The sequence below is a fragment of the Cognatiluteimonas weifangensis genome (assembly GCF_003416885.1).
Lineage (GTDB): Bacteria > Pseudomonadota > Gammaproteobacteria > Xanthomonadales > Xanthomonadaceae > Cognatiluteimonas > Cognatiluteimonas weifangensis.
This window is the reverse complement of the sequence record NZ_QVPD01000004.1, coordinates 130,672-151,686: the sequence shown is the minus strand read 5'-3', so window position 1 is coordinate 151,686 and position 21,015 is coordinate 130,672. Positions and strand designations below refer to the sequence as shown.

Genomic DNA, 21,015 nt, shown 5'->3' with positions numbered 1-21,015 from the left:
CCTACGGTACTTACTCGGACTTGTGCTCGAGTTGCTCGCGCAGCAGCGCGCCGAGCTTGGTGGTGCCGCTGGAGGCGTCCGCTGCGGACTTGTTGTACTCGGCCAGGGCCTCCTGGGTCTCGGCCTCGTCCTTGGCCTTGATCGAGAGCTGCATCAGCCGGCTCTTGCGGTCGGTGCCGACGATCTTGGCCTCGATCGCGTCGCCGACCTTGAGCCGCTGGCTGGCGTCCTCGACCCGCTCGTGGGCGATGTCGCGCGCGGCCAGGTAACCCTCGACGCCATCGCCCAGGTCGATGGTGGCGCCGCGGGCGTCGACTTCCTTGACCGTGCCCTTGACGATCGAGCCGCGGGCGTTGGTGGCCTGGAACTGGCCCATCGGATCCTGCTCGAGCTGCTTGACGCCCAGCGAGATGCGCTCGCGCTCCGGATCCACCGCCAGCACCACGGCTTCCAGGGTGTCGCCCTTCTTGTAGTTGCGGGCGATGTCCTCGCCGGTGGAGTTCCAGCTGATGTCGGACAGGTGGATCAGGCCATCGATGCCGCCTTCCAGGCCGATGAAGATGCCGAAGTCGGTGATGGACTTGATCTGGCCCTCGACCTTGTCGCCCTTCTTGTGGATCGCGGCGAAGGTCTCCCACGGGTTGCTGGTGACCTGCTTGATGCCCAGCGAGATGCGGCGGCGCTCCTCGTCCACGTCCAGGACCATGACCTCCACCTCGTCGCCGACCTGCACGACCTTGGACGGGTTGACGTTCTTGTTGGTCCAGTCCATCTCGGACACGTGCACCAGGCCCTCGACGCCCGGCTCGATCTCGACGAACGCGCCGTAGTCGGTGACGTTGGAGACCTTGCCGAACACGCGGGTGTTGGCCGGGTAGCGGCGGCCGATGTTGTCCCACGGATCCTCGCCCAGCTGCTTCAGGCCGAGGCTGACGCGGTTGCGCTCGCGGTCGTACTTGAGCACGCGCACGTCGAGCTCCTGGCCGACTTCCACCACTTCCGACGGATGGCGCACGCGCTTCCAGGCCATGTCGGTGATGTGCAGCAGGCCGTCGATGCCGCCGAGGTCCACGAACGCGCCGTAGTCGGTCAGGTTCTTGACCACGCCCTTGAGCACGGCGCCCTCGACCAGCTTCTCCAGCAGCGCCTCGCGCTCCTCGGAATGTTCGCTCTCGACCACCGCGCGGCGCGAGACCACCACGTTGTTGCGCTTGCGGTCGAGCTTGATGAGCTTGAACTCCAGCTCCTTGCCTTCCAGGTACACCGGGTCGCGGACCGGGCGCACGTCGACCAGCGAGCCCGGCAGGAACGCGCGGACGTCCTTGATGTCGACGGTGAAGCCGCCCTTGACCTTGCCGCTGATGCGGCCGGTGATGGTCTCGTTCTTCTCGAGCGCTTCCTCGAGTTCGTCCCAGACCATCGCGCGCTTGGCTTTCTCGCGCGACAGCACGGTCTCGCCGAAGCCGTTTTCGAGCGCGTCCAGCGCCACCTTGACGGTGTCGCCGATGCCCACGTCGATCTCGCCGGCGTCGTTGCGGAACTGTTCGATCGGGACGATGCCCTCGGACTTGAGGCCGGCGTTGATGACGACCACGTCGGAGCGCACGTCGACCACGACGCCGCTGACGATGGCGCCGGGCTTGAGCTTGGCGATGTGGGCCTGGCTCTGTTCGAACAGTTCGGCGAAGGATTCGGTGGTTGCAGGAGTCATGAAAAATCTCTGGTGGATACACGGGCCGGGGCCGCCGGCATTGGCGGTGCGTCCGACCCACCTGGGGTGTGGCGCGGCGCTTCGAAGGAAACCGGGATCGAAACTGGCGCCATGTGCGAGGTGGATGACCCGGCCGCGGTTGCGGGCGGGGGCTGGTCTGCGGCGCGAGCGCTAGTCCCGGCGTGCCGGCAACAATGCCAGCACGCGTTCGACGACCGCGGCGATCGGCAGGCCGGTGGTGTCGATGCGCACGGCGTCTTCGGCCGGTCGCAATGGCGCCACCGCGCGGCTGGCGTCGCGGGCGTCGCGGGCCAGAATCTCCCGCAGCAGACCGGCCAATGTAACGGAAACCCCTTTGTCCTTCAACTGCTTATAGCGTCTTTCCGCCCGTTCTTCGGCGCTGGCGGTGAGAAACACCTTGAACCGGGCATCCGGGAAGATGACCGTGCCCATGTCGCGGCCGTCGGCCACCAGCCCCGGCGGCTGGCGGAAGGCGCGCTGCCGGTCCCGCAGCGCCGCCCGCACCTCGGGGATGGCGGCGATGGCCGAGGCCGCGGCGCCGGCGGTTTCGGTGCGCAGTTCGTCGGTGGCGTCGTGGCCGTTGACCAGCACCCGCAGTTCGCCGTCGGCGGCCTCGCGGAAGGCGATGTCGGTGTCGAAGGCGCAGCGCACCAGCGCGCCGGCATCGTCCAGATCCAGCCCCGCCCAGCCGGCGGCGACCCCCACGGCGCGATACAGGGCGCCCGAATCCAGGTAATGCCAGCCCAGCGCGCGGGCGACCAGCCGGCTGACGGTGCCCTTGCCCGAGCCCGAGGGGCCGTCGATGGTCAGGACCGGGATCGCCGGATCGGTCGCCGGATTGGTTTCGTCGGACATGCCGCCCCCAGGGTTCGCGGGGATTGTAGCGGGACGCCTGGCCGGGTCCCGCAAGCACTTGAATGGACGAAGAAAAGCACGCTAGAATGCACGGCTTCGTTGTCCCCGCCCATTTTTTGCCGAGGTTCCGCCATGAAGGTCCTGTCCTCCCTGAAGTCGGCGAAGACCCGTCACCGCGACTGCAAGGTGGTCCGCCGTCGTGGCAAGGTCTTCGTGATCTGCAAATCCAATCCGCGGTTCAAGGCGCGCCAGCGCTGAGTTCGGCAGGTTTGCCCGCACCCCGGTGCGGGGCCCGAAAGGCCGCAGCGATGCGGCCTTTTGCATTGGCGCGCCCCGGTGGCGGCGCTGGCCCGTCGCCCTCGCCGTTGCGGCGTAGCCTGTCGCCCTGGCGATCTGCTACAACCCACGTCCACCGCTCGAGGAGTCGCGCCATGAACCGCCTTCGCACCGTTTCGCTGCTGGCCCTGTTCGCGCTTGCCGGTACGGCCACGGCCGAAACCCTGTTGATCGATCGCGTGCAGCAGGAGAACCCGGCGGCGCTGCCGACCCGCGGCATGACCATGGCCCAGGTCGAAGCCCGCTTCGGCGCCCCGGCCGGGCGCCTGGAGCCGCGCGGCGGACAGAAACGGCAATGGCCGACCATCCACCGCTGGAGCTACCCGGCCTTCACCGTGTATTTCGAGCACGGCCACGTGATCGATGCCGTCGCCAACCAGGCGGACGCCGCCGAAATCGGCCCCAAGCCGGCGATCCGTTGATGATGGCACCCCGCCCCGGCCGGAACCCGGGCCGCTCCCGTTGCGGCCCTCCCCACCGGCACCGGCGCGAACCCGGCCCACAGGCCGGCGCAGGTGCGACCGCCGCAAGCCGCGCGGCGCTGCGCCGATGACCGCATCGCTGCGTTTTCCCGCGGAATGGGAACCCCAGTCCGCGGTCCTGATCGCCTGGCCGCACGCCGGCACCGACTGGGCCGAGCGCCTGGCTGCGGTCGAGGACACCTACATCGCGCTGGTCGCCGCCATCGTCCGCTTCGAACCGGTGCTGGTCTGCGTCGCCGACGACGCCGTGGAAGCCCATGCCCGCGCCCGCCTGGTCTCGGCACGGGTCGACATGGCCCGCGTGCGCTTCGTATCCGCGCCTTACGACGATACCTGGCTGCGCGACAGCGGCCCGATCACGCTGGTCGCCGCAGGCGGCCCGCCAGCCTCCCCGTCTCCGCCGGCGGAAGAAAAGGAGCCTGCGCAGCCGGCGGCCGAGGCGCCGCGGTTCCACCTGCTCGACTTCCGCTTCACCGGCTGGGGCGGCAAGTTCGATGCCCGCCGGGACGACCGCCTGGTCGAGCGCCTCCAGCAAGCGGGAATCTTCATCAAGAGCAAGCGCCATAGCATTGATTTTGCACTGGAAGGTGGCGCAATCGAGACTGACGGGGCCGGCACGCTGCTGACCACCTGGCGCTGCCTCCACGAGCGTCACCCGCAGACGACGCGGGAGACGCTGTCGAACCGGCTCGCCGGCTGGCTCCGGCAGGAGCGCGTGCTGTGGCTGGACCACGGCTACCTCGAGGGCGACGACACCGACGCCCACATCGACACCCTCGCCCGCTTCGCCGCCACCGATGCGATCGTGTTCCAGGCCTGCGACGATCCCGCCGATACGCACCATGCCGAATTGCAGGCCATGGCCGCCGAACTCGCCGCCCTGCGCACCCGCGACGGCCGCCCCTATCGGCTGTTTCCGCTGCCCTGGCCGCGGCCGATCCACGACCACGGCCGGCGCCTGGCAGCCAGCTACGCCAACTTCCTGATCGTCGACGGTGCGGTGCTGATGCCCGCCTACGGCCTGACCGCCGAGGAAACCCGCATCGACGCCGCCGCCGCCGCAGTGCTCGCGGACGCTTTCCCGGGCCGCGAGATCGTGCCGGTGCCGTGCCGGCCGCTGATCTGGCAAAACGGCAGCCTGCACTGCCTCACCATGCAGCTGCCTGCCGGCCTGGTGTAAGGCAGGCAGTTCCTCCCGAATGCCGCCAGGCCCGTCGCGAGCAGGTCGCCGGATGCGCTGCGGCGGGTCGCGCAAACCCCGCAAGCCCGTGGCCCCACGCCCCCCTACAATGCCCGCATGACGACGAAGACACTCCCGGTAGCCCTGGTACAGGAAACCAACCACGGCGACCCCGCGGCCAACCTGGCGGTGATCGCGCAACGCGTGGCTGAAGCCGCGCGCCAGGGCGCGAAGCTGGTGCTGCTGCAGGAACTGCACAACGGTGCCTACTTCTGCCAGCACGAAGCGGTGGCCGAGTTCGACCGCGCCGAACCGATCCCCGGGCCCACCACGCAACGCCTGGGCGAACTGGCCCGGCAGCACGGCGTGGTCCTGGTCGGCTCGCTGTTCGAGAGGCGTGCGCCCGGGCTGTACCACAACACCGCGGTGGTGCTGGACGCCGACGGCCGGCTCGCCGGCACCTACCGCAAGATGCACATCCCGGACGATCCCGGTTTCCACGAGAAGTTCTACTTCACCCCCGGCGACCTCGGCTTCACCCCGATCGACACCAGCGTCGGGCGCTTGGGCGTGCTGGTGTGCTGGGACCAGTGGTATCCGGAAGCCGCGCGCCTGATGGCGCTGGCCGGCGCGGAACTGCTGCTGTACCCGACCGCGATCGGCTGGGATCCGGACGACGATGCGGCCGAGAAGAACCGGCAGCGCGACGCCTGGATCCTCAGCCACCGCGGGCACGCGGTCGCCAACGGCCTGCCGGTGCTCTCGTGCAACCGTGTCGGCCACGAACCCTCGCCACTGGAGGCCTCCGGCATCGACTTCTGGGGCAACAGCCATGTGCTCGGCCCGCAGGGCGAGTTCATCGCCGAAGCCGGCGGCGAGCCGCAGCTGCTGCTGGCCGAGGTCGACCTGCAGCGCAGCGAGCACGTGCGCCGGATCTGGCCGTTCCTGCGCGACCGCCGCATCGATGCGTACGGCGATCTGACGAAGCGTTACCGTGACTGACGCCGCCGCCGCGAACCCGGCCGCACCGCAGGACTGGCGCACGCAGCCGCATGCGCTGGTCGAGCGCGATGGCGTGCGCTACACGCTGCTGGGCACCGCGCACGTCTCCAGCAGCAGCGTCGCCGCGGTGCGCGCGGCGATCGACAGCGACGCCTTCGACACCATCGCCGTGGAGCTCGATCCGCAACGGCTGCAGTCGCTGACCGATCCCGATGCGCTGGCCCGGCTGGACCTGGTGCAGGTGATCCGGTCCGGCAAGACCGCGCTGTTCGCCGCCAATCTCGGGCTGGCTGCCTACCAGCGCCGGCTGGCCGAGCAGCTCGGCATCGAGCCCGGCGCCGAGCTCAAGGCCGCGGCACTGGAGGCGCGCGGGCGCGGGTTGACGCTGCACCTGATCGACCGCGACGTCGGTCTGACCTTCCGGCGCACCTCGCAGCGGCTGGGCTGGTGGGGCCGGGCGAAGCTCGCCGGCGGCCTGGTCGCGGCGCTGTTCGGCGACGAGGAAGTCGGCGACGCCGAGATCGAGAAGCTCAAGCAGGGCGACCTGCTGGAAGCCAGCTTCGGCGAGTTCGCCGCCGACAATCCGGCCCTGTACGACACCGTGATCGCCGAGCGCGACCGCTACATGGCCGCGCGCCTGCGCGAATCGGCCACCGCGGCCAGCGGCGCGCGCGAGGTGCTGGCGGTGGTCGGTGCCGGCCATCTGCAGGGGCTGGCGCGACACCTGCGCGAGGACACGCAGGCGCCGGCGACGGTTCGCGCCGAGCTGGAAACGCTGCGGCAGAAGTCGCCGATCCCGTGGTTCACGCTCGCCCTGGCGGCATTCGTGCTGGGCGGGTTCGCCTGGGGCTTCTGGCACGGCGGCGTCGATGTCGGCGCCGACCTGCTGCTGTACTGGGTGCTGCTCACCGGCAGCCTCGGCGCCGTCGGCTGCGCCGCGGCCGGCGGCCATCCACTCAGCATCCTCACCGCGTTCATCGCCTCGCCGGTCACGCCGCTGCATCCGGCGCTGGCCTCCGGCACGCTCAGCGCGCTGGTGGAAGCCTGGGTCCGCAAGCCGACCTACGCCGATTTCATGGCCTTGCGCAACGATGTCGCCAGCGTGCGCGGCTGGTGGCGCAACCGCGTGGCGCGGGTGCTGCTGAACTTCTTCCTCACCAGCCTGGGCACCGCCATCGGCGTGTGGCTGGGCGGCGCCAGGATGCTCGGCAAGCTCCTCGCCTGAGGGCGTTGCTTCGGGCCCGGGGGCGGGAATCGCGGCGGGGGTAGCGCGCTCGGCCCCCGTCGCCCAGATCGATATCGCGGACGCAGGCCACCCGTGGTCCTGCCTGCATGCCCACTGCGATCCCTTCCGCCGCACGGCAACCGCAGCGCCGGCCGGGCGGCGTGTCGACGCGCGCGCGGCCGGGGCGAGGCAGGGCCGGGACGGCCCCGCCAGGACTCAAACGGCGGGAGACGGAAGCGGATCGCCGCGGCGGCGGCGCGCGTGCTGCAGCAGGCGCGCGGTACCGTGGCTCAGGTCGTCCAGGATCGCGTAGATGGTCGGCAGGAACAGCAGGCTCACCACCGTCGAGAACGCCAGCCCGCCGGCGATCGCGCGCGCCATCGGGTAGTAGGCCGGGCCGTCGCCGGCCAGCTGCGTGTTGCCGATCGCGATCGGCACCATCGCCAGGATCGCGGTGCCCATCGTCATCAGGATCGGCCGCAGCCGTTCGCGTCCGCCGGTGACCAGCGCCTCGGTGCGGCCCATGCCGCGCCGGCGCAGGTTGTTGATGTGCTCCACCAGCACGATGCCGTTGTTCACCACCACGCCCATCAGCACCAGGATGCCGATGAAGGCCATGATGTTGAACTCGGTACCGGTCAGCCAGAACAGCCAGTACACCCCGAACACCGAGAACAGCACGCCGCTCATGATCGCGGAGGGGAACAGCAGCGATTCGAACACCGCCGCCATCACCACGTAGATCATCACCAGCGCGATCGCCAGGTTGAACAGCATCTGCTGCATCGCCTCCTGGTCGTCCTGGAAGCCGCCGCCTTCGAAGCTGTAACCGTAGCCGGCCGGGAACGTCAGCGACTGCAGCGTCTGCTCCATCGCCTTGCGCGCCTCGGGCATGGTCACGTCCTTGCCGAGGCTGGCCTGGATGGTGAGCGTGGTCTGGCGGTCGTTGCGCTTGATCTGGGTCGCCGCGGGCCGCAGCGTCACATCGACCATCGCCAGCAGCGGCACGCTGCGGCCGTCGGGCGCGCGCACGCTGAAACTCTCCAGGTCCTTGGCGCCGAAGTCGTCGGCGCCGGCGAAGCGCACCCATACCGGCAACTCGTTCTCGCCCTGGCGGAATTCGCGCAACGGCGCGCCGCGCAAGGCCAGCCCGACGAAGCGCGCCACCTCCTGCGCGCCGAACCCGAACGCCGCCGCGCGCTCGCGGTCCACGCGCACCGTGAGCTCGCTGCTGCTGTCGCCGGTGTCCACGCGCACGTCCTGCAGCTGCTTGCGACGCGCCAGGATCGGGACCACCTCGTCGGCGAGTTCCTGCAGGGTCCGGGTCGAATCGCCGACCAGCCGCACCTCCACCTTCTGCCCGGGCGCGCCGCCGCTGCCGGCGCCGCCCTGGTCGCCGATGCCGAGGTTGGCGCGGGCCGACTTGGGCAGGCCCTTGCGGATTTCCTCCACCAACGGGCCGGTGACCGCCGGGTCCTTGCTGTCGAACTTGACCTCGGTGCGGGCCCAGCCCTGCTCGCTGAAGCGCGAGTACACCTGGGCGACGCGGAAGCGCTCGCGGTTGGCGTCGATGTAGCGCTCGACCCGACGCACCTCGTCGGACATCTGCTCGCGGGTGTAGGAACCCTTCCACTGGTAGTAGATGTCGGCCTCGCCGGCCTCGTCGCCGCCGAACATGTTGGTCTTGGTCAGGGTCATCGGCACGATGCTGACCGCCACGATCAGCGCGATGCCCAGCACGCTCCAACCGCGGTGCTCCAGGGTCCAGCGCAGGATCCGGGCGTAGCGCTGCTGCATGCGCACGATCAGGCCGCGCTCGTCGCGCACCGCCGGCGGCGTCTTCAGCTTGGCCGACAGCATCGGGATCAGGCTGACCGCGACCAGCCAGGAGGCCAGCAGCGACACCGAGATGGTGATCGCGATCTGCGCCAGGTAGATGCTGAGGAAGTTGCGGTCGCCGAACAGCGTCGGCACGAACACGATGCAGTGGCACAGGGTGCCGGCCGACAGCGCGATGGCCACGTGCCGGGTGCCGACCACCGAGGCCAGCCGCGGCTGCCCGGGCATGCGTTCGCGCTCCTGGTAGATGCTCTCGACCACCACCACCGCGTTGTCGACCAGCATGCCGATCGCCAGCAGCAGGCCCATCATCGACAGCACGTTGAGGGTGACCCCGGCGAAGTACATGAAGCCCAGCGTGATCACGAAGCAGATCGGGATCGCCAGCGTCACCATCAGGGTCGAGGCCCAGTGGCGCAGGAAGAAGAACAGCACCGCGATCGACAGCAGCAGGCCGATGGTGCCGGCTTCGGCCAGTTCCCGCAGCGAGCTGGTGACGTTCTCGCCCTGGTTGTCGGTGACGTCGATGTCGATCCCCGCCAGCGCCGGCTCCCTGGAGATGGCCTCGACCTCGGCCAGCGCCACGCGCGACATCGCCACCAGGTTCGCGCTGCGCTCCTTGTAGATGTCCACGCCGACCGACGGGTGGCCGTCGACGCGGCGCTCGTAGGTCATCCGTTCCGGTTTCAGTCGCACCTGGGCGATGTCGCCCAGGCGCAGGCCGTCGTCGTCGATCACCAGCCCGCGCAACTGGTCCAGGTCGCTCAGCTCGCCGATCGGGCGCACCCGCAGGCGGCGCCCGGCGTCGTCGATCTGCCCGGCGGAGACCGAGAAGTTGACGCTCTGCAGCCGCGTGGTCAGGGCGTTGAGATCGAGGCCGTGCGCGGAGAGGCGATCGGGGTCGATCGCGATCTCCACCTCGTTTTCCGGCACGCCCTCCACTTCCACCCGCGCCACTCCGGGCAGCCGCTCCAGCCGGCGCTTGAATTCGCGGTCGATCAGGTCGTGCTGGCCGGTCATGTCGGTCGCGCCGGTCAGGCGCAGGCTCAACGCCGGCTGGTCGTTGGTGGACCACTTGAACACGTTGTAGCGCTGCAGGTCGTCCGGCAGCTCGCCGCGGATCGCGTCGATGCGCTCGCGCGCCTCCGAGGCCGCGATCGCCGTGTCGCGTTCCCAGTCGTTGAACATGATGAAGATGCCGGCGTTGTCCGAACGCGCGGTGGACTCCATCGACTTGATGCCGCTCATCGTCGCCAGGGTGTCCTCGACCGGGCGCAGCAGGCTGCGCTCGACCTCGTCCGGGGTGGAACCTGCGTACGGCAGCGACACGAAGATGAACGGCGGCGTGACCTCCGGGAACGATTCCAGCGGCAACCGCACCGCCGCGATCAGGCCGATCACGAACAGCGACACGAACAGCATCACCGTGGTGACCGGCCGCCGGATGCTGCGCTCGGCGATGGTGGTCATGGCGCGGCCGCCCCCGGGATCGCGGTCCTCATGCCGACCCCGCGTCGGCCAGCGGATCCTGGTCGTGCCGCAGGCGCTCGGCGGCAGCGACTGACTCCACGCGCACGCGGCGGGCGCGCTCGCGGTAGTACGCGTCCGGGCGGCGGTCGAGCAGGTCGTACACCACCGGAATCACCACCAGCGTCAGCAGCGTGGACACCAGCAGGCCGCCGATCACCGTGATCGCCATCGGCGAGCGCACCTCGGCGCCTTCGCCGAACGCCAGCGCCAGCGGCAGGAAGCCGAACAGCGTGCACAGCGTGGTCATGACGATCGGCCGCAGGCGCGAGCGCGCGCCCTCCACCAGCGCCTCGCGCTTGGCCACCCCGGCCTCGCGCAACTGGTTGACCTTGTCGATCAGGATGATCGCGTTCTTGACCACCAGCCCGACCAGCAGGATCAGGCCGATGAACACCACCACCGACACCGGCGAGCGCGTCAGCAGCAACGCCAGCACCGCGCCGACCAGCGCCAGCGGGATGGTGAACAGGATCACGAACGGATGCAGCAGCGACTCGAACTGCGAGGCCATCACCAGGTACACCAGGAAGATCGCCAGCCCGAACGCGAACAGCAGCGAGCGGATCGATTCCGCCAGCTCCTCGCCCTGGCCGCCGATGTGCATGCCGACCCCGGCGCCGAGCGGGTCGGCGGCGACCATGGCGTGGACTTCGTCGACCGCGGTACCCAGGTCGATGTCGCGCAGGTTGGCCGAGACGATCGCCACGCGCACCTGGTCGGCACGGTGGATCTCGCTGGGGCCGGTGGTGGCGACGATCTCGGCGACCGACTCCAGCCGCACCGGACGCGCGCTACCGGGATTGACGATCAGCTGGCGGATGTCCTGCAGCGAGGCGCGATCGGATTCGCGCGCGCGCACCAGCACGTCGATCTTGCGGTCGCGGAAGCTGTAGCGGGTGGCGACGTCGCCCTTGACCTTCTTCACCACGATGTCGGCGATCTGCCGCGTGGTCAGTCCGAGCGCGCCGGCGCGCTCCTGGTCGAAGCGGATCTGGATCTCCGGGAAGCCCTGCTCCACGGTCGACTTGACGTCGGCGTAGTGCGGGTTGCCGCGCAGCAGCGTGGCCATTTTCTGCCCGGCGACGCGGATCGTCTCCAGGTCCTGGCCGCGCAGCTCGATCTCCAGCGGCGTCGACAGGCTGACCAGCTGCGGGCGGCTGAAGTCGACCTGTGCGCCGGGGTGGGCGCGCATCGAGGCGCGCAGCTTCTCGGTTTCGCTGGCCTCCAGCTCCTCGCTGCCGCCGTCTTCCATCACCACGGTGAGTTTGCCGATGTTCTCGCCGGACTCGGTCGGGTTGGCGTCCAGCCGCGTGCCGCTGCCGCTGACGCCGTACAGCGCGCGGATGCCGGGGTCCTTGCCGTGCGCGCGCTGCAACTGCCGCACCAGCGCATCGGTTTCGGCCAGCGGCGTGCCCGGCGGCAGCTTGACCGTCATCTCGAAGCGGTCCTGCGCCAGCTGCGGGATCAGGTCGGCGCCCAGCAGCGGCACCACCAGCACGGTCGCCGCGAACGCGGCCGCCGCAAAGCCCAGCACCAGCCACGGCCGCCGCAGCGCACCCGGCAGCAACTTGAGGTAGCCGCGTTCGGCGCGCGCGTACGGTGCCATCGCCAGCTCGCTGGCCTCGCGCATCAGCGGGCCGACCACGGCCACGAGGCCGCGCCACAGGCGCACCGCGGCCCAGGCGACGCCGAAGAAAACGCCGCGCACGAGTCCGCCCAGGCCACGCCCGGTCGTCGCCAGCGGTTTCTGCCAGCGCGCGCCCGGCTGCCAGCGCGGATGCGCGGGCTCTTCCGGAAACGCCATCGGCGGCCGCCCCTTGAGCGCGCTGAGCATCGGGATCAGTGTCATCGCCACGGCCAGCGACACGCCGATCGCCAGCGCCACGGTCAACGCCTGGTCGCGGAACAGCTCGCCGGCGATGCCCTGCACGAACACCAGCGGCAGGAATACCGCAACCGTGGTCAGGGTCGAGGCCATCACCGCCATGCTGACCTCGCGGGTGCCGGCGATCGCCGCCTCGAGGATGCCGAGGCCGCGCTCGCGCGCCTTGGCGATCGACTCCAGCACCACGATCGAGTCGTCCACCACCAGCCCGGTGGCCAGCGCCAGGCCGCCCAGCGACATCACGTTGAGGCTCAGCCCGAGCTGGTCCATGAAGAAGAACGTGGTGACGATCGAGACCGGCAGCGACAGCCCGATCACGAACGTGCTCCAGCCGTCGCGCAGGAACAGGAAGATGATCAGGATCGCCAGCACGCCGCCGATCACCGCGTCGGTCTTGACGTCGCTGATGGCGTGGCGGATGAACTGCGACTGGTCGTCGATGGTGGTCAGTTCGACGTCCGGCGGGATCTGCGTCCGGATCTGCTGCAGGCGTTTTTCGATCGCGTCGGCGGTGGCGACGGTGTTGGCGTCGCCCTCCTTGTAGATCGCCAGTTCCACCGCTTCCCTGCCGCCCAGGCGGATGATCGCCTCGCGCTCCTTGTAGCCCTGGCGCACGCTGGCGACGTCCTTGAGCCGCACCGGCACGCCGCCGGCCGCGGCGCTGCTGTCGGCCGCGGATGCGCTCTGCACCGAGGCGGCCGCGGCCATCGCGCTGGCGTCGCCGGTGGCCGCGGCCACCCGCGCCATCTGTTCGGCCGCGCTCGCCGCCGCGCCGCCGCCGGCCGCCTGCGTGGTGACCAGCATGTTGCGGATTTCCTCGACGCTGGCGAACTGGTTGACGGTGCGCACCAGATAGCGCTGCGAGCCCTCTTCCAGGCGTCCGCCGGAGATGTTGATGTTCTCCTGCTGCAGGCGCTGGATCACGGTGTCGATCGGCAGGCTGAGCTGCGCCAGCTTCTGCTGGTCGATGTCGACCTGGATCTCGTCCTCCAGGCCGCCGCCGACCTTGACCGCAGCGACCCCGGCGACCGGCTCGAGCTTCTTCTTCAGGTCGTCGTCGGCGTAACGGCGCAATTCGATCAGCTGCCGCCGTGCCTCGGCCGCGCTCGTGCCCGCGTCTTTGGCCGACAACGCCAGACGCATGATCGGCTCGGTCGAGGGATTGAAGCGCAACAGCACCGGCGCCTTGGCCTCCAGCGGCAGTTGTAGCGCCTCCATCTTGTCGCGTACCTCCAGGCTCGCCTGGTCCATGTCGGTGCCCCAGGCGAACTCCAGCACCACGTCGCTCTGCCCGGTGCGCGATACCGACTTGAGCTTGCGCAGGTTCTTGACCACGCCGAGCGCTTCCTCGACCGGCTCGGCGATCAGGGTCTCGATCTCCGACGGCGCCGCGCCGGTGTATTCGGTGCGCACGGTCAGGGTCGGATAGCTCAGGTCCGGCAGCAGGTTGACCTTGAGGTTGCCCAGCGCGATCAGGCCGAACAGCACGAAGGTCAGCGTCACCATCGCCACCGTCACCCGGCGGCGGGTGGCGAACTCGACCAGCTCGAACCCGGGCACCGGCCCCGGGGCGCCGGAGACGGGCGAACTCACTGTTTGGCGCCCGTGGCAGCGGCGGGCCGGGCCGCGGCCGGCGCGGCCGGCGCGCCGATCACCTGCACCGGACTGCCTTCGCGTAACGCGACCTTGCCTGCGGTGACCACCGGTTCGCCCTGCTTCAGGCCGCCGCGCAGCTCGACCCATTCGCCGTCGACGTAGCCCAGGCTTACCGGCACCCGCACCGCCTTGCCGGCGCGCACGGTGTACACCGCCGGCTGCGCCTCGTCGTCGAGCAGCGCGCCGCGCGGGATCGCCAGCGCATCGGCGCGGTGGTCGTAGTCGATCTGCAGACGCCCGAACATGCCCGGCTGCAGCACGCCGTCGCCGGCAAAGGCGCAGATCACGCGGAAGGTGCCGCTGCCCGCATCCACCACCGGCGCGACCCGGTCCACGCTGCCGGCGAAATCCCGCCCCGGCAGCGCGTCCACGCGCAGCCGCACCGGCAACCCGGCCTTGAGCGTGGCCAGTTCGCGCTCAGGCACGTTCAGGGTCGCCTCCAGCCGCGAGGTATCGACGATGCGCAGGATCGGGGTGTTGATCTGGACGAAGTTGCCCGGCTTGATCGAACGCTGCGCGACCACGCCGGAGATCGGCGCGACGACGTTGGCGTAGGACAACTCGAGGTTGGCCAGGCGATTGGCCGCGCGCGCATTCTCCAGGTCGTAGCGGATCTGGTCGATGTCGTTGGCGCTGATCAGCTTCTGCTCGGCGAGTTGCAGCGAACGCGCGTAGTTGCTCTCCAGCTTGCGCATCTGCGCCGCGGTCTGCGCGGCCTGCAGCGCGGCGCGCGCCGAATCCAGCCGCACCAGCACCTGCCCGGCGCGCACCTGCTGGCCTTCCTCGACCAGCACGCTCAACGCCACTCCGGAGGTCTTGGCGACCACCTGCGACTCGGCGCGCGCTTCCAGCGCCGCGGTGCCGGCATAGCTGGCGGCGATCGCCCGCCGGCCGACCGCGACGACTTCCACCGGCACCGCTTCGGGCCCCTTGTCGGCGTCCTTGCCGGCAGCCTGCGCGCCGTCGCCGCCGCGCTTGCAGGCGCCCAGCGCGAACACCGCGGGCAACAGCACGCACAGCAGCAGCGGCGCCAGCAGGCGCGATCGGCCGCGGGCGGGGTCGGTCGGGAGGATCATGGGAAGGCTCGTCGTAGGGGTGTTGTATCTAGGTATATCACCCACGGCAAAAAGCCCAAATCCGCCAGAGGTCATGGTGCATTTTTTCCGGGGACCCGCGGCCGCGTCCGTTCGCCGGAGCGGCGGCCGCGCCGGCGACAGCCAGCCTTGCGCTTGGGCTTGTGAACGCGACGTCGCTATACTGGACGAATCGTGCGCTGCGGGTTGCACAGCCGGCGCACTCCCGATTCGTCTTCCGACAGCGGACAAGCCCATGATCCGATCGTTGTTGATTGCCTCCAGCCTGGCCCTGGCCGCCACCGGCGCCATGGCCCAGGAACCCGCCGCGGCGCCTGCCGCCACCGCGACGCCGCCCGCGGCCGCGGGCGATGCCCTCGCCCGCGGCAAGCAGTTGGCCTACACCTGCCAGGGCTGTCATGGCGTGGTCGGCTACAAGAACGCCTACCCCAACTACCACGTGCCCAGGATCGGCGGACAGTCGGCCGAGTATCTGGCCAACGCCCTGACCGAATACCGGCAGGGCAAGCGCAAGCACCCGACGATGCAGGCCCAGGCCGGCAGCTTTTCGGAGCAGGACATCGCCGACATCGCCGCCTTCCTGTCCAGCCTGAAGTGAGCAGACCTCCCATGACGAAATCGCCTCTCCTCGCCATCGCCCTGCTCGCCGCCACCGCCACCCTCGCCGCCTGCAGCCCGGGCGACCAGGCCGCCAGCGGGCACGCCGCGGCCGAAGCTCCCGCCACTTCCTCCGCCGGCCTGCCGGAGGGCCATGCCGCCGCCGGCGAGCAGCTCGCCACGACCTGCACCGCTTGCCACGGTGCCCAGGGCAACGCGCCGATCACCCCGGCCTATCCCAAGATCGGCGGCCAGTACTCCGACTACATCGCCCACTCGCTGCAGATGTACCGCAGCGGCCAGCGCGGCGGCAGCCCGACCGCCGACATCATGGCGGCCCAGGCCAAGGCCCTCACCGACCAGCAGATCGCCGACCTCGCCGCGTACTTCGGAGCGCAACCCTCGCAGTTGCGCGACCTGCGCGGGCTGTAGCCACCCGCTTCATCGAGCCGCGGGCATCCGCGCGACCGACACCAAAACCCGGCTCCGGCCGGGTTTTTCGGTTCTTCCGCCAAGCACGGGAATCTCCGCGGGGTAGCCGGTAGCTTGGCCTGTGCAGGACATGCCGCGAATGCATGCTTCAAGTGCGGGAACCTCCGCGAGGAAGCCGGCGGCCCGACCTGTGCGGGGCCCGCCGTGAATGCATCCTTCAAGTGCGGAAAAAAACCCTCTGTAGGGAAGCCGGCGGCTGTGCGGGGCGCGGAAGAAGCCGCTGTGAATCCGTCTCCGAGCGCGGAAGCTTCCGTGGGGGGAAGCCGGCGGCCCGGCCTGTACGGGACACGCCGTGAATACGTCCCTGTAGGCTCCTCGGCGGCATCCATGCCGCCGACGGTCCCGCACAGGCCGGGCCACCGGCTTCTGGCAAGTGAGTCGGCGCTTGCAGAAAAAACCAGCCGAAGCGACGAACCTCCAATCTCACGCAGTCGCCGGCCGACGGGCTGGGGGTGCGGAGAGTGGACCATGGAGGGTCCACGACCCGACTTGAAGACAGGAGGTTGTCAGGAGGCGCAGCACCCCCAGCCCGCCGGGCGGCGACTCCCTCCGAAGCCGATCTCAAGATTGCAGGCGTGACGGCACGTTAGGGCATGCATGGCCCACGCCCCGACTTAAAGACAGGAGGTCGTCAGGAGGGCGCAGCACCCCCAGCCCGCCGGACGGCGACTCTCTCCGAAGCCGATCTCCAGATTGCAGACGTGACGGCCCGTTAGGGCATGAATGGCCCGCGCCCCGACTTGAAGACAGGACGTCGCCGGGAGGGCGCAGCACCCAGCCCGCAGGGCGACGCCTCCTGCCGAAGCCGATCCCCGAAAAGGGGGGCGACCGCTCCCGTCAAGCAACGAGGCAGGTTCTGGCCCTCCTTGCGCACGCAAATCGGTAACGCCGCTTCGCGCGGGCGACTGTGGCCGTCGAGGCGACGGTGGTCGCTTCGGGTCGCCCGGCCGGCCACCGGGGCTGTGCGCCGGCGAGCGACGCCGATGCCGCAGGGGCATCGGTGAAACGCGCTCACTTGTCCTGCAATTCCGGCTTGAACGGAACGTCCGGCGGCGGGCGGGCGCCGGCTTCCTGGTCCTGCAGGTTCGGGTCGGTGATGCCGCAACCGCCGCCCAGCTGCAGCAGCGAGACCACGCAGCGCAGCTTCTTCGAGGTGCCGGGAATCGGAATCGAGACCTCGCGGATGTTGCGTCGCACCCACTCCTCCAGCAGCGTCTCGCCAGGTATCCAGAACCGGTCGAAGCGGGTCGGCGTGTAATCGATCGGCGGCCGTCGGAGCCAGGTGCCGGCGCGATCGAGATTGGCGATCCTTTCCTCGACCGCGCCCGGTGGCAGGCCTCCGCCCGGCGCCTGCTGGCTGCCCGGCGGCAGGCGCGGACGGCCGTCGCCATCGAACAGCCCGGGCTTGCCCGCCTGTGCCCCGGGGCGATTGCGGTCCGACAGCCCCCAGTCGTCGCCGGCTTGCGCACTCGGCCAGCCGCCGGGCCGGGCCGCCGGCTCGGGGCCGGTACCGGTACCCGTCGCCGCAGCCTGGCTGCCGCTGCCCGGCGCAGGCGGGCCCCCGGACTGCGTCGCGGCCGCACCCGGAACCGCCCCGGACGCGGGGGCGGCACGGTCCGCCGCAATGCCGGCGGTGCCCGGAGCCCGATCTGCCGCCGCAGCGTCGGCCGCGACCGCATTGGCGGCTGCCGCGACCGGCAACGCAGCAGGCGCCGGCAGGCTCGGCACCGTCAGCTGCGCCTGCGGGATCTGCACCTGCCGCGCGCTGGCGTCCGGCAAGGGCACCGGCGCCGGCAACGCTTCCACCCGGGTGTGCAGTTGCGGGACCGCGACCTGCGCGGCGGGCAGGCGGGGCTGGATCCGCTCGACCGGCTTCGCGGCGGGGGCCGGCGCCTCCGCCACTTCGAGCGTGCGTACCGGCTCTCGCAGTTCCGGCACCGTCAACTGCGGCTGCCGCAACACCGGCACCCGCGGCACCGGCGCAGGCAACAGGAACGTGCTGTCGGGCTGCGGCGTCTGCGTCACCTGCAGCGGCTGCGCGAGCGCGGCCGCCACTTCCGGCGCCGGCGCGGGCGGTTCGGCGGCCGTCACCGGCGGGGCGGCCGGCGCTGCAACCGATGGCGACGGCGGCGGCTGCAACTGCGGCTGCGGGGCCGGGGCCTGGCGTGCGGTGGCCCCGGGCCGGGCCGGCGCCGCCGCAGCCCTGGTTTCCACCTGGCCGCCGGGCGCCCCGCCCCCCGGTACCTGCGGCGTGCCCTCGCCGATGAACTCGACCTGCACCACATCCTCGCCGCGCGGCGCCGGCTCGCCGGCGAAGCGTACTTCGGCCAGCCACAACAGCGCGATCGCCAGCACCAGGTGCACCACCACGGTGATGGCGCCGGCAGCGATGCGCTGGCGCCGGTCCTCGGGTTCCGGCGGCTGCCACTGCTGCCGCCACAGGCTCGCGAAGGCTTGCCAGTGGCTGAGTTCAGGGCTGCGCCGGGGCGGTGGCCGCGGCGTGCGCTGCAGCAGGAGCGCGACGATCGCCTCGGCGCGGGCACCATGGACGCCGCCAACGCTGCGGGGCATCGCCGCGAACCAGTCGCGCCAACCCGGCGGGAATTCGCCCGGCGGCCGCTCCGGGCGCAGCGACCTGCGCAGCCGCCGGCGCAAGGCCTCGATCAGTTCGGCGGAGGAGAATGCCGTCACGGGCCGCTCGCGCCGGTGCCGCGCCTACGCCGTGCTGCGCGGCGCGTAGGGGTTCTTGCCACTGTCGTGGTCGGTGACATCGCGCACCCCGGTCACCCCCGGCGCCCTGGCGAACAGGGTCTTCTCGATCCCGTTCTTGATCGTGTTGTCGACCTGGCCGCAGCCGTGGCAGCCGCCGCCGAACACCAGCACCACGATGCCGTCCTCGGTGACGCCCTCCAGCTCGACGTGGCCGTGGTGCATGGCCAGCTGCGGGTTGATTTCGTGCTCGATCAGCCACGCCACCCGGTCGGTCAGCGGCGCCGAGGGATCCGGCTCCTTGCTCTTGATCCCGGGCGCACGGATCTGCAGCCGGCCACCGGTGGCCTGCTGCTCGTAGTCGATCTGCGCCCCGTCCAGGTAAGGCGCGCTGGCCGCGTCCACCCAGAGCGTGAACCCGGCGTACTGCACCGCCTGCTCGTCGCCCTCCAGGTCGGCCGGCTCGGCGAACGCCAGCCGCACGTCGGCCTTGGTGGTGCCCGGCAGATAGGCGGCCAGGCGCACGCCCAGGCCCGGCAGGTCTTCGCGCTCGATCAGCTTGCGGAAATGCGCCTGGGCGGACTCGGAGATCTGGATCATGCCGTTATTCTAGCGGCAGGCGCGCCGGGTATCGCGCGCCTGCACCCGCCAGCGACGACCGATGTGCTTGGGTGCATCGGTACCCCCTCCCCGGGCCCAGCAGGAGCCAGCCATGTCCGACCTCATCCCCCTCGCCCAGGCCCACTGCATCGCGCGCCACGGCAGCGAACACCGGCTGCCCGAAGCCCGCATCCGCGAGTTGCTGCCGGACGTGCCCGACTGGGAACTGGCGGAAGACGGCAAGGCGCTGACCCGGACCTTCGGTTTTGCCGACTACTACCGCACGATCTCCTTCGTCAACGCGCTGGCGCACATGGCCAACCGCGAGAACCACCATCCCGACCTGTCGGTGCACTACGACCGCTGCGTGGTGCGCTATTCCACCCACGACGCCGGCGGCCTGTCGGAGAACGACTTCATCTGCGCGGCCCGGGCCGACACGCTGTTCGCGTAGGCGCGTGCCGGGCGCGACGCCTGTGAGGATTGCGCCGGGAAGGATCGCCCCCTCCGCCGCGCGGTCGCGCCAGCCACGCCCTACAGGCGATCCAGCGCTTCGACCAATTCCGGCGCCAGCGGCGCGTTGAGGACGTAGGGCGTGCGGCCGTCCAGCGCGAACTCCAGCGACGCGGCATGCAGGAACAACCGTTTCAGCCCGATCTGCTCGCGCAGCCGCCGGTTGACCGCCGGATCGCCGTACTTGTCGTCGCCGGCGACCGGGTGACCGATGTGCGCCGCGTGCGCGCGGATCTGGTGGGTGCGGCCGGTTTCGATCCGCACCTCGCAGTAGGAGTGGCCGCCGCGGCGCTCCAGCACCCGGAAGTGGCTCAGCGACGGCTTGCCGGCGGCGCTGACCTGCACGTGGCGCTCGCCGCCCTGGCGCAGGCCCACGTGCAGCGGCGCCTCCACGCTCATCACGCCGTCGGGCATGCGGCCGACGAGCAGCGCCAGATAGCGCTTGCGCAGGCTGCCGGCCCGCTCCGCGCCCTCGCGCATCAGCGCCTGCAGTTCGGCCAGCGCCGAGCGCTTCTTCGCCACCAGCAGCAGGCCGGAGGTGTCGCGGTCCAGCCGGTGCACCAGTTCCAGCGACTCGCGCGGCCGCAACGCGCGCAAGGTTTCGATCGCGCCGAAGGAGATGCCGCTGCCGCCGTGGCTGGCCACGCCGGAAGGTTTGTCGATCGCCAGCAGCCGGGCATCCTCGAACACGATGCTGGCCTCCATCGCCTCCAGCAGCCCCCGGGCCGGGGTGCCCTTCTCCCCGGGCGCGGGCAGGCGCAGCGGCGGGATCCGGACTTCGTCCCCGCCCTCGAGCCGGCGTTCGGCCTTGGCGCGGCCGCCGTTGACCCGTACCTGGCCCGAGCGCACCAGCTTGTAGACCAGGCTGCGCGGGGCGCCTTTAAGGTGGCCGAGCAGGAAGTTGTCCAGGCGCTGGCCGCCCCGGTCTTCCGGAACCCGGACAATGCGGGCGCCGGGCGGGTGCTCGGTCGGATCGGAATGAGCCATGGGGCCGCCTGTGATCTGCTACACTCGCCGGGCGAGATAAAGGTTTGATTTCGCAGGGAGTTGCCCACGGGGTGCCATGGCATCCGGGAACCGGGCAAACCGGGCCGAAAGCCCCCTCCCATGCGATTCCGGCTGCAGTGCGCGACCACCGCCCCCGGGGCGGCCATGTTAGCGGCTCGCCGGCAAGCCCGGCCATCGCCCGGCGCGTCAGACGCCGGCGCTGAACACGACCCGCGTGTCGCGCTTCGCAGCGCGACGCCGGCCCGGCAACACTGAAAACGAGAACAAGCGCTCCCGCGGC

General features: G+C 70.7%; 16 protein-coding genes. 8 read left to right on the top strand and 8 right to left on the bottom strand.

Annotation, left to right across the window (positions count from 1 at the left end; translation table 11 throughout):
• Positions 1 to 10: 10 nt before the first annotated feature.
• Complete coding sequence (gene rpsA / locus D0Y53_RS05415; protein WP_117202193.1) at positions 11 to 1,711, bottom strand: 30S ribosomal protein S1; 1,701 nt, start codon at positions 1,709 to 1,711, stop codon at positions 11 to 13.
• Between the two features lie 171 nt (positions 1,712 to 1,882).
• On the bottom strand, positions 1,883 to 2,587 hold the full coding sequence (cmk, locus tag D0Y53_RS05410; protein ID WP_117202192.1) for a (d)CMP kinase: 705 nt from the start codon (positions 2,585 to 2,587) through the stop codon (positions 1,883 to 1,885).
• A gap of 132 nt (positions 2,588 to 2,719) precedes the next feature.
• Here cmk and ykgO point away from each other — a divergent pair, with 132 nt between their 5' ends.
• From ykgO to D0Y53_RS05385, 5 genes are all read left to right on the top strand, one after another.
• A complete protein-coding gene (gene ykgO / locus D0Y53_RS05405; protein WP_005913193.1) occupies positions 2,720 to 2,845 on the top strand; it encodes a type B 50S ribosomal protein L36 in 126 nt (41 codons plus the stop codon).
• A gap of 173 nt (positions 2,846 to 3,018) precedes the next feature.
• A complete protein-coding gene (locus D0Y53_RS05400) occupies positions 3,019 to 3,345 on the top strand; it encodes a hypothetical protein (RefSeq protein ID WP_117202191.1) in 327 nt (108 codons plus the stop codon).
• Positions 3,346 to 3,472: 127 nt separating this feature from the next.
• Positions 3,473 to 4,585 (top strand): agmatine deiminase family protein, encoded by a 1,113-nt coding sequence (locus D0Y53_RS05395; protein WP_117202190.1) that lies wholly within the window; start codon positions 3,473 to 3,475, stop codon positions 4,583 to 4,585.
• Positions 4,586 to 4,702: 117 nt separating this feature from the next.
• The gene (locus D0Y53_RS05390; RefSeq protein ID WP_117202189.1) at positions 4,703 to 5,587 is read left to right on the top strand and encodes a carbon-nitrogen hydrolase; all 885 of its coding nucleotides are present in this window, start codon (positions 4,703 to 4,705) and stop codon (positions 5,585 to 5,587) included.
• Entirely contained in the window at positions 5,580 to 6,812 is a 1,233-nt protein-coding gene (locus D0Y53_RS05385; protein WP_117202188.1) for a TraB/GumN family protein, read from the top strand. The genes D0Y53_RS05390 and D0Y53_RS05385 overlap by 8 nt, the downstream gene beginning before the upstream one ends.
• A 216-nt stretch (positions 6,813 to 7,028) precedes the next feature.
• Here D0Y53_RS05385 and D0Y53_RS05380 read toward each other — a convergent pair whose 3' ends face one another.
• The 3 genes from D0Y53_RS05380 to D0Y53_RS05370 form a co-directional block, all read right to left on the bottom strand.
• Complete coding sequence (locus D0Y53_RS05380; protein WP_117202187.1) at positions 7,029 to 10,121, bottom strand: efflux RND transporter permease subunit; 3,093 nt, start codon at positions 10,119 to 10,121, stop codon at positions 7,029 to 7,031.
• A 28-nt stretch (positions 10,122 to 10,149) separates the two neighbouring features.
• On the bottom strand, positions 10,150 to 13,572 hold the full coding sequence (locus D0Y53_RS05375; protein ID WP_117202323.1) for an efflux RND transporter permease subunit: 3,423 nt from the start codon (positions 13,570 to 13,572) through the stop codon (positions 10,150 to 10,152).
• A gap of 83 nt (positions 13,573 to 13,655) precedes the next feature.
• Complete coding sequence (locus D0Y53_RS05370) at positions 13,656 to 14,798, bottom strand: efflux RND transporter periplasmic adaptor subunit (RefSeq protein WP_117202186.1); 1,143 nt, start codon at positions 14,796 to 14,798, stop codon at positions 13,656 to 13,658.
• A 253-nt stretch (positions 14,799 to 15,051) separates the two neighbouring features.
• On the opposite strand from D0Y53_RS05370, the gene D0Y53_RS05365 reads away from it, so the two are divergent.
• Both D0Y53_RS05365 and D0Y53_RS05360 read left to right on the top strand, forming a co-directional pair.
• On the top strand, positions 15,052 to 15,414 hold the full coding sequence (locus D0Y53_RS05365) for a c-type cytochrome (RefSeq protein ID WP_117202185.1): 363 nt from the start codon (positions 15,052 to 15,054) through the stop codon (positions 15,412 to 15,414).
• Positions 15,415 to 15,425: 11 nt separating this feature from the next.
• On the top strand, positions 15,426 to 15,845 hold the full coding sequence (locus D0Y53_RS05360; RefSeq protein WP_117202184.1) for a c-type cytochrome: 420 nt from the start codon (positions 15,426 to 15,428) through the stop codon (positions 15,843 to 15,845).
• Positions 15,846 to 16,916: 1,071 nt separating this feature from the next.
• Here D0Y53_RS05360 and D0Y53_RS05355 read toward each other — a convergent pair.
• Positions 16,917 to 18,596: a hypothetical protein gene (locus D0Y53_RS05355; RefSeq protein ID WP_117202183.1), complete on the bottom strand. Its 1,680-nt coding sequence runs from the start codon at positions 18,594 to 18,596 to the stop codon at positions 16,917 to 16,919.
• 24 nt (positions 18,597 to 18,620) lie between these two features.
• The gene (locus D0Y53_RS05350) at positions 18,621 to 19,214 is read right to left on the bottom strand and encodes an NfuA family Fe-S biogenesis protein (RefSeq protein WP_117202182.1); all 594 of its coding nucleotides are present in this window, start codon (positions 19,212 to 19,214) and stop codon (positions 18,621 to 18,623) included.
• 112 nt (positions 19,215 to 19,326) lie between these two features.
• Here D0Y53_RS05350 and D0Y53_RS05345 point away from each other — a divergent pair, with 112 nt between their 5' ends.
• On the top strand, positions 19,327 to 19,668 hold the full coding sequence (locus D0Y53_RS05345; RefSeq protein ID WP_117202181.1) for a 4a-hydroxytetrahydrobiopterin dehydratase: 342 nt from the start codon (positions 19,327 to 19,329) through the stop codon (positions 19,666 to 19,668).
• An 80-nt stretch (positions 19,669 to 19,748) separates the two neighbouring features.
• On the opposite strand, the gene D0Y53_RS05340 is transcribed toward D0Y53_RS05345, so the two are convergent.
• Positions 19,749 to 20,714 carry an RluA family pseudouridine synthase gene (locus D0Y53_RS05340; protein ID WP_117202180.1) on the bottom strand — a complete coding sequence of 322 codons (966 nt, stop codon included), beginning with the start codon at positions 20,712 to 20,714 and terminating at the stop codon, positions 19,749 to 19,751.
• Between the last annotated feature and the right edge of the window lie 301 nt (positions 20,715 to 21,015).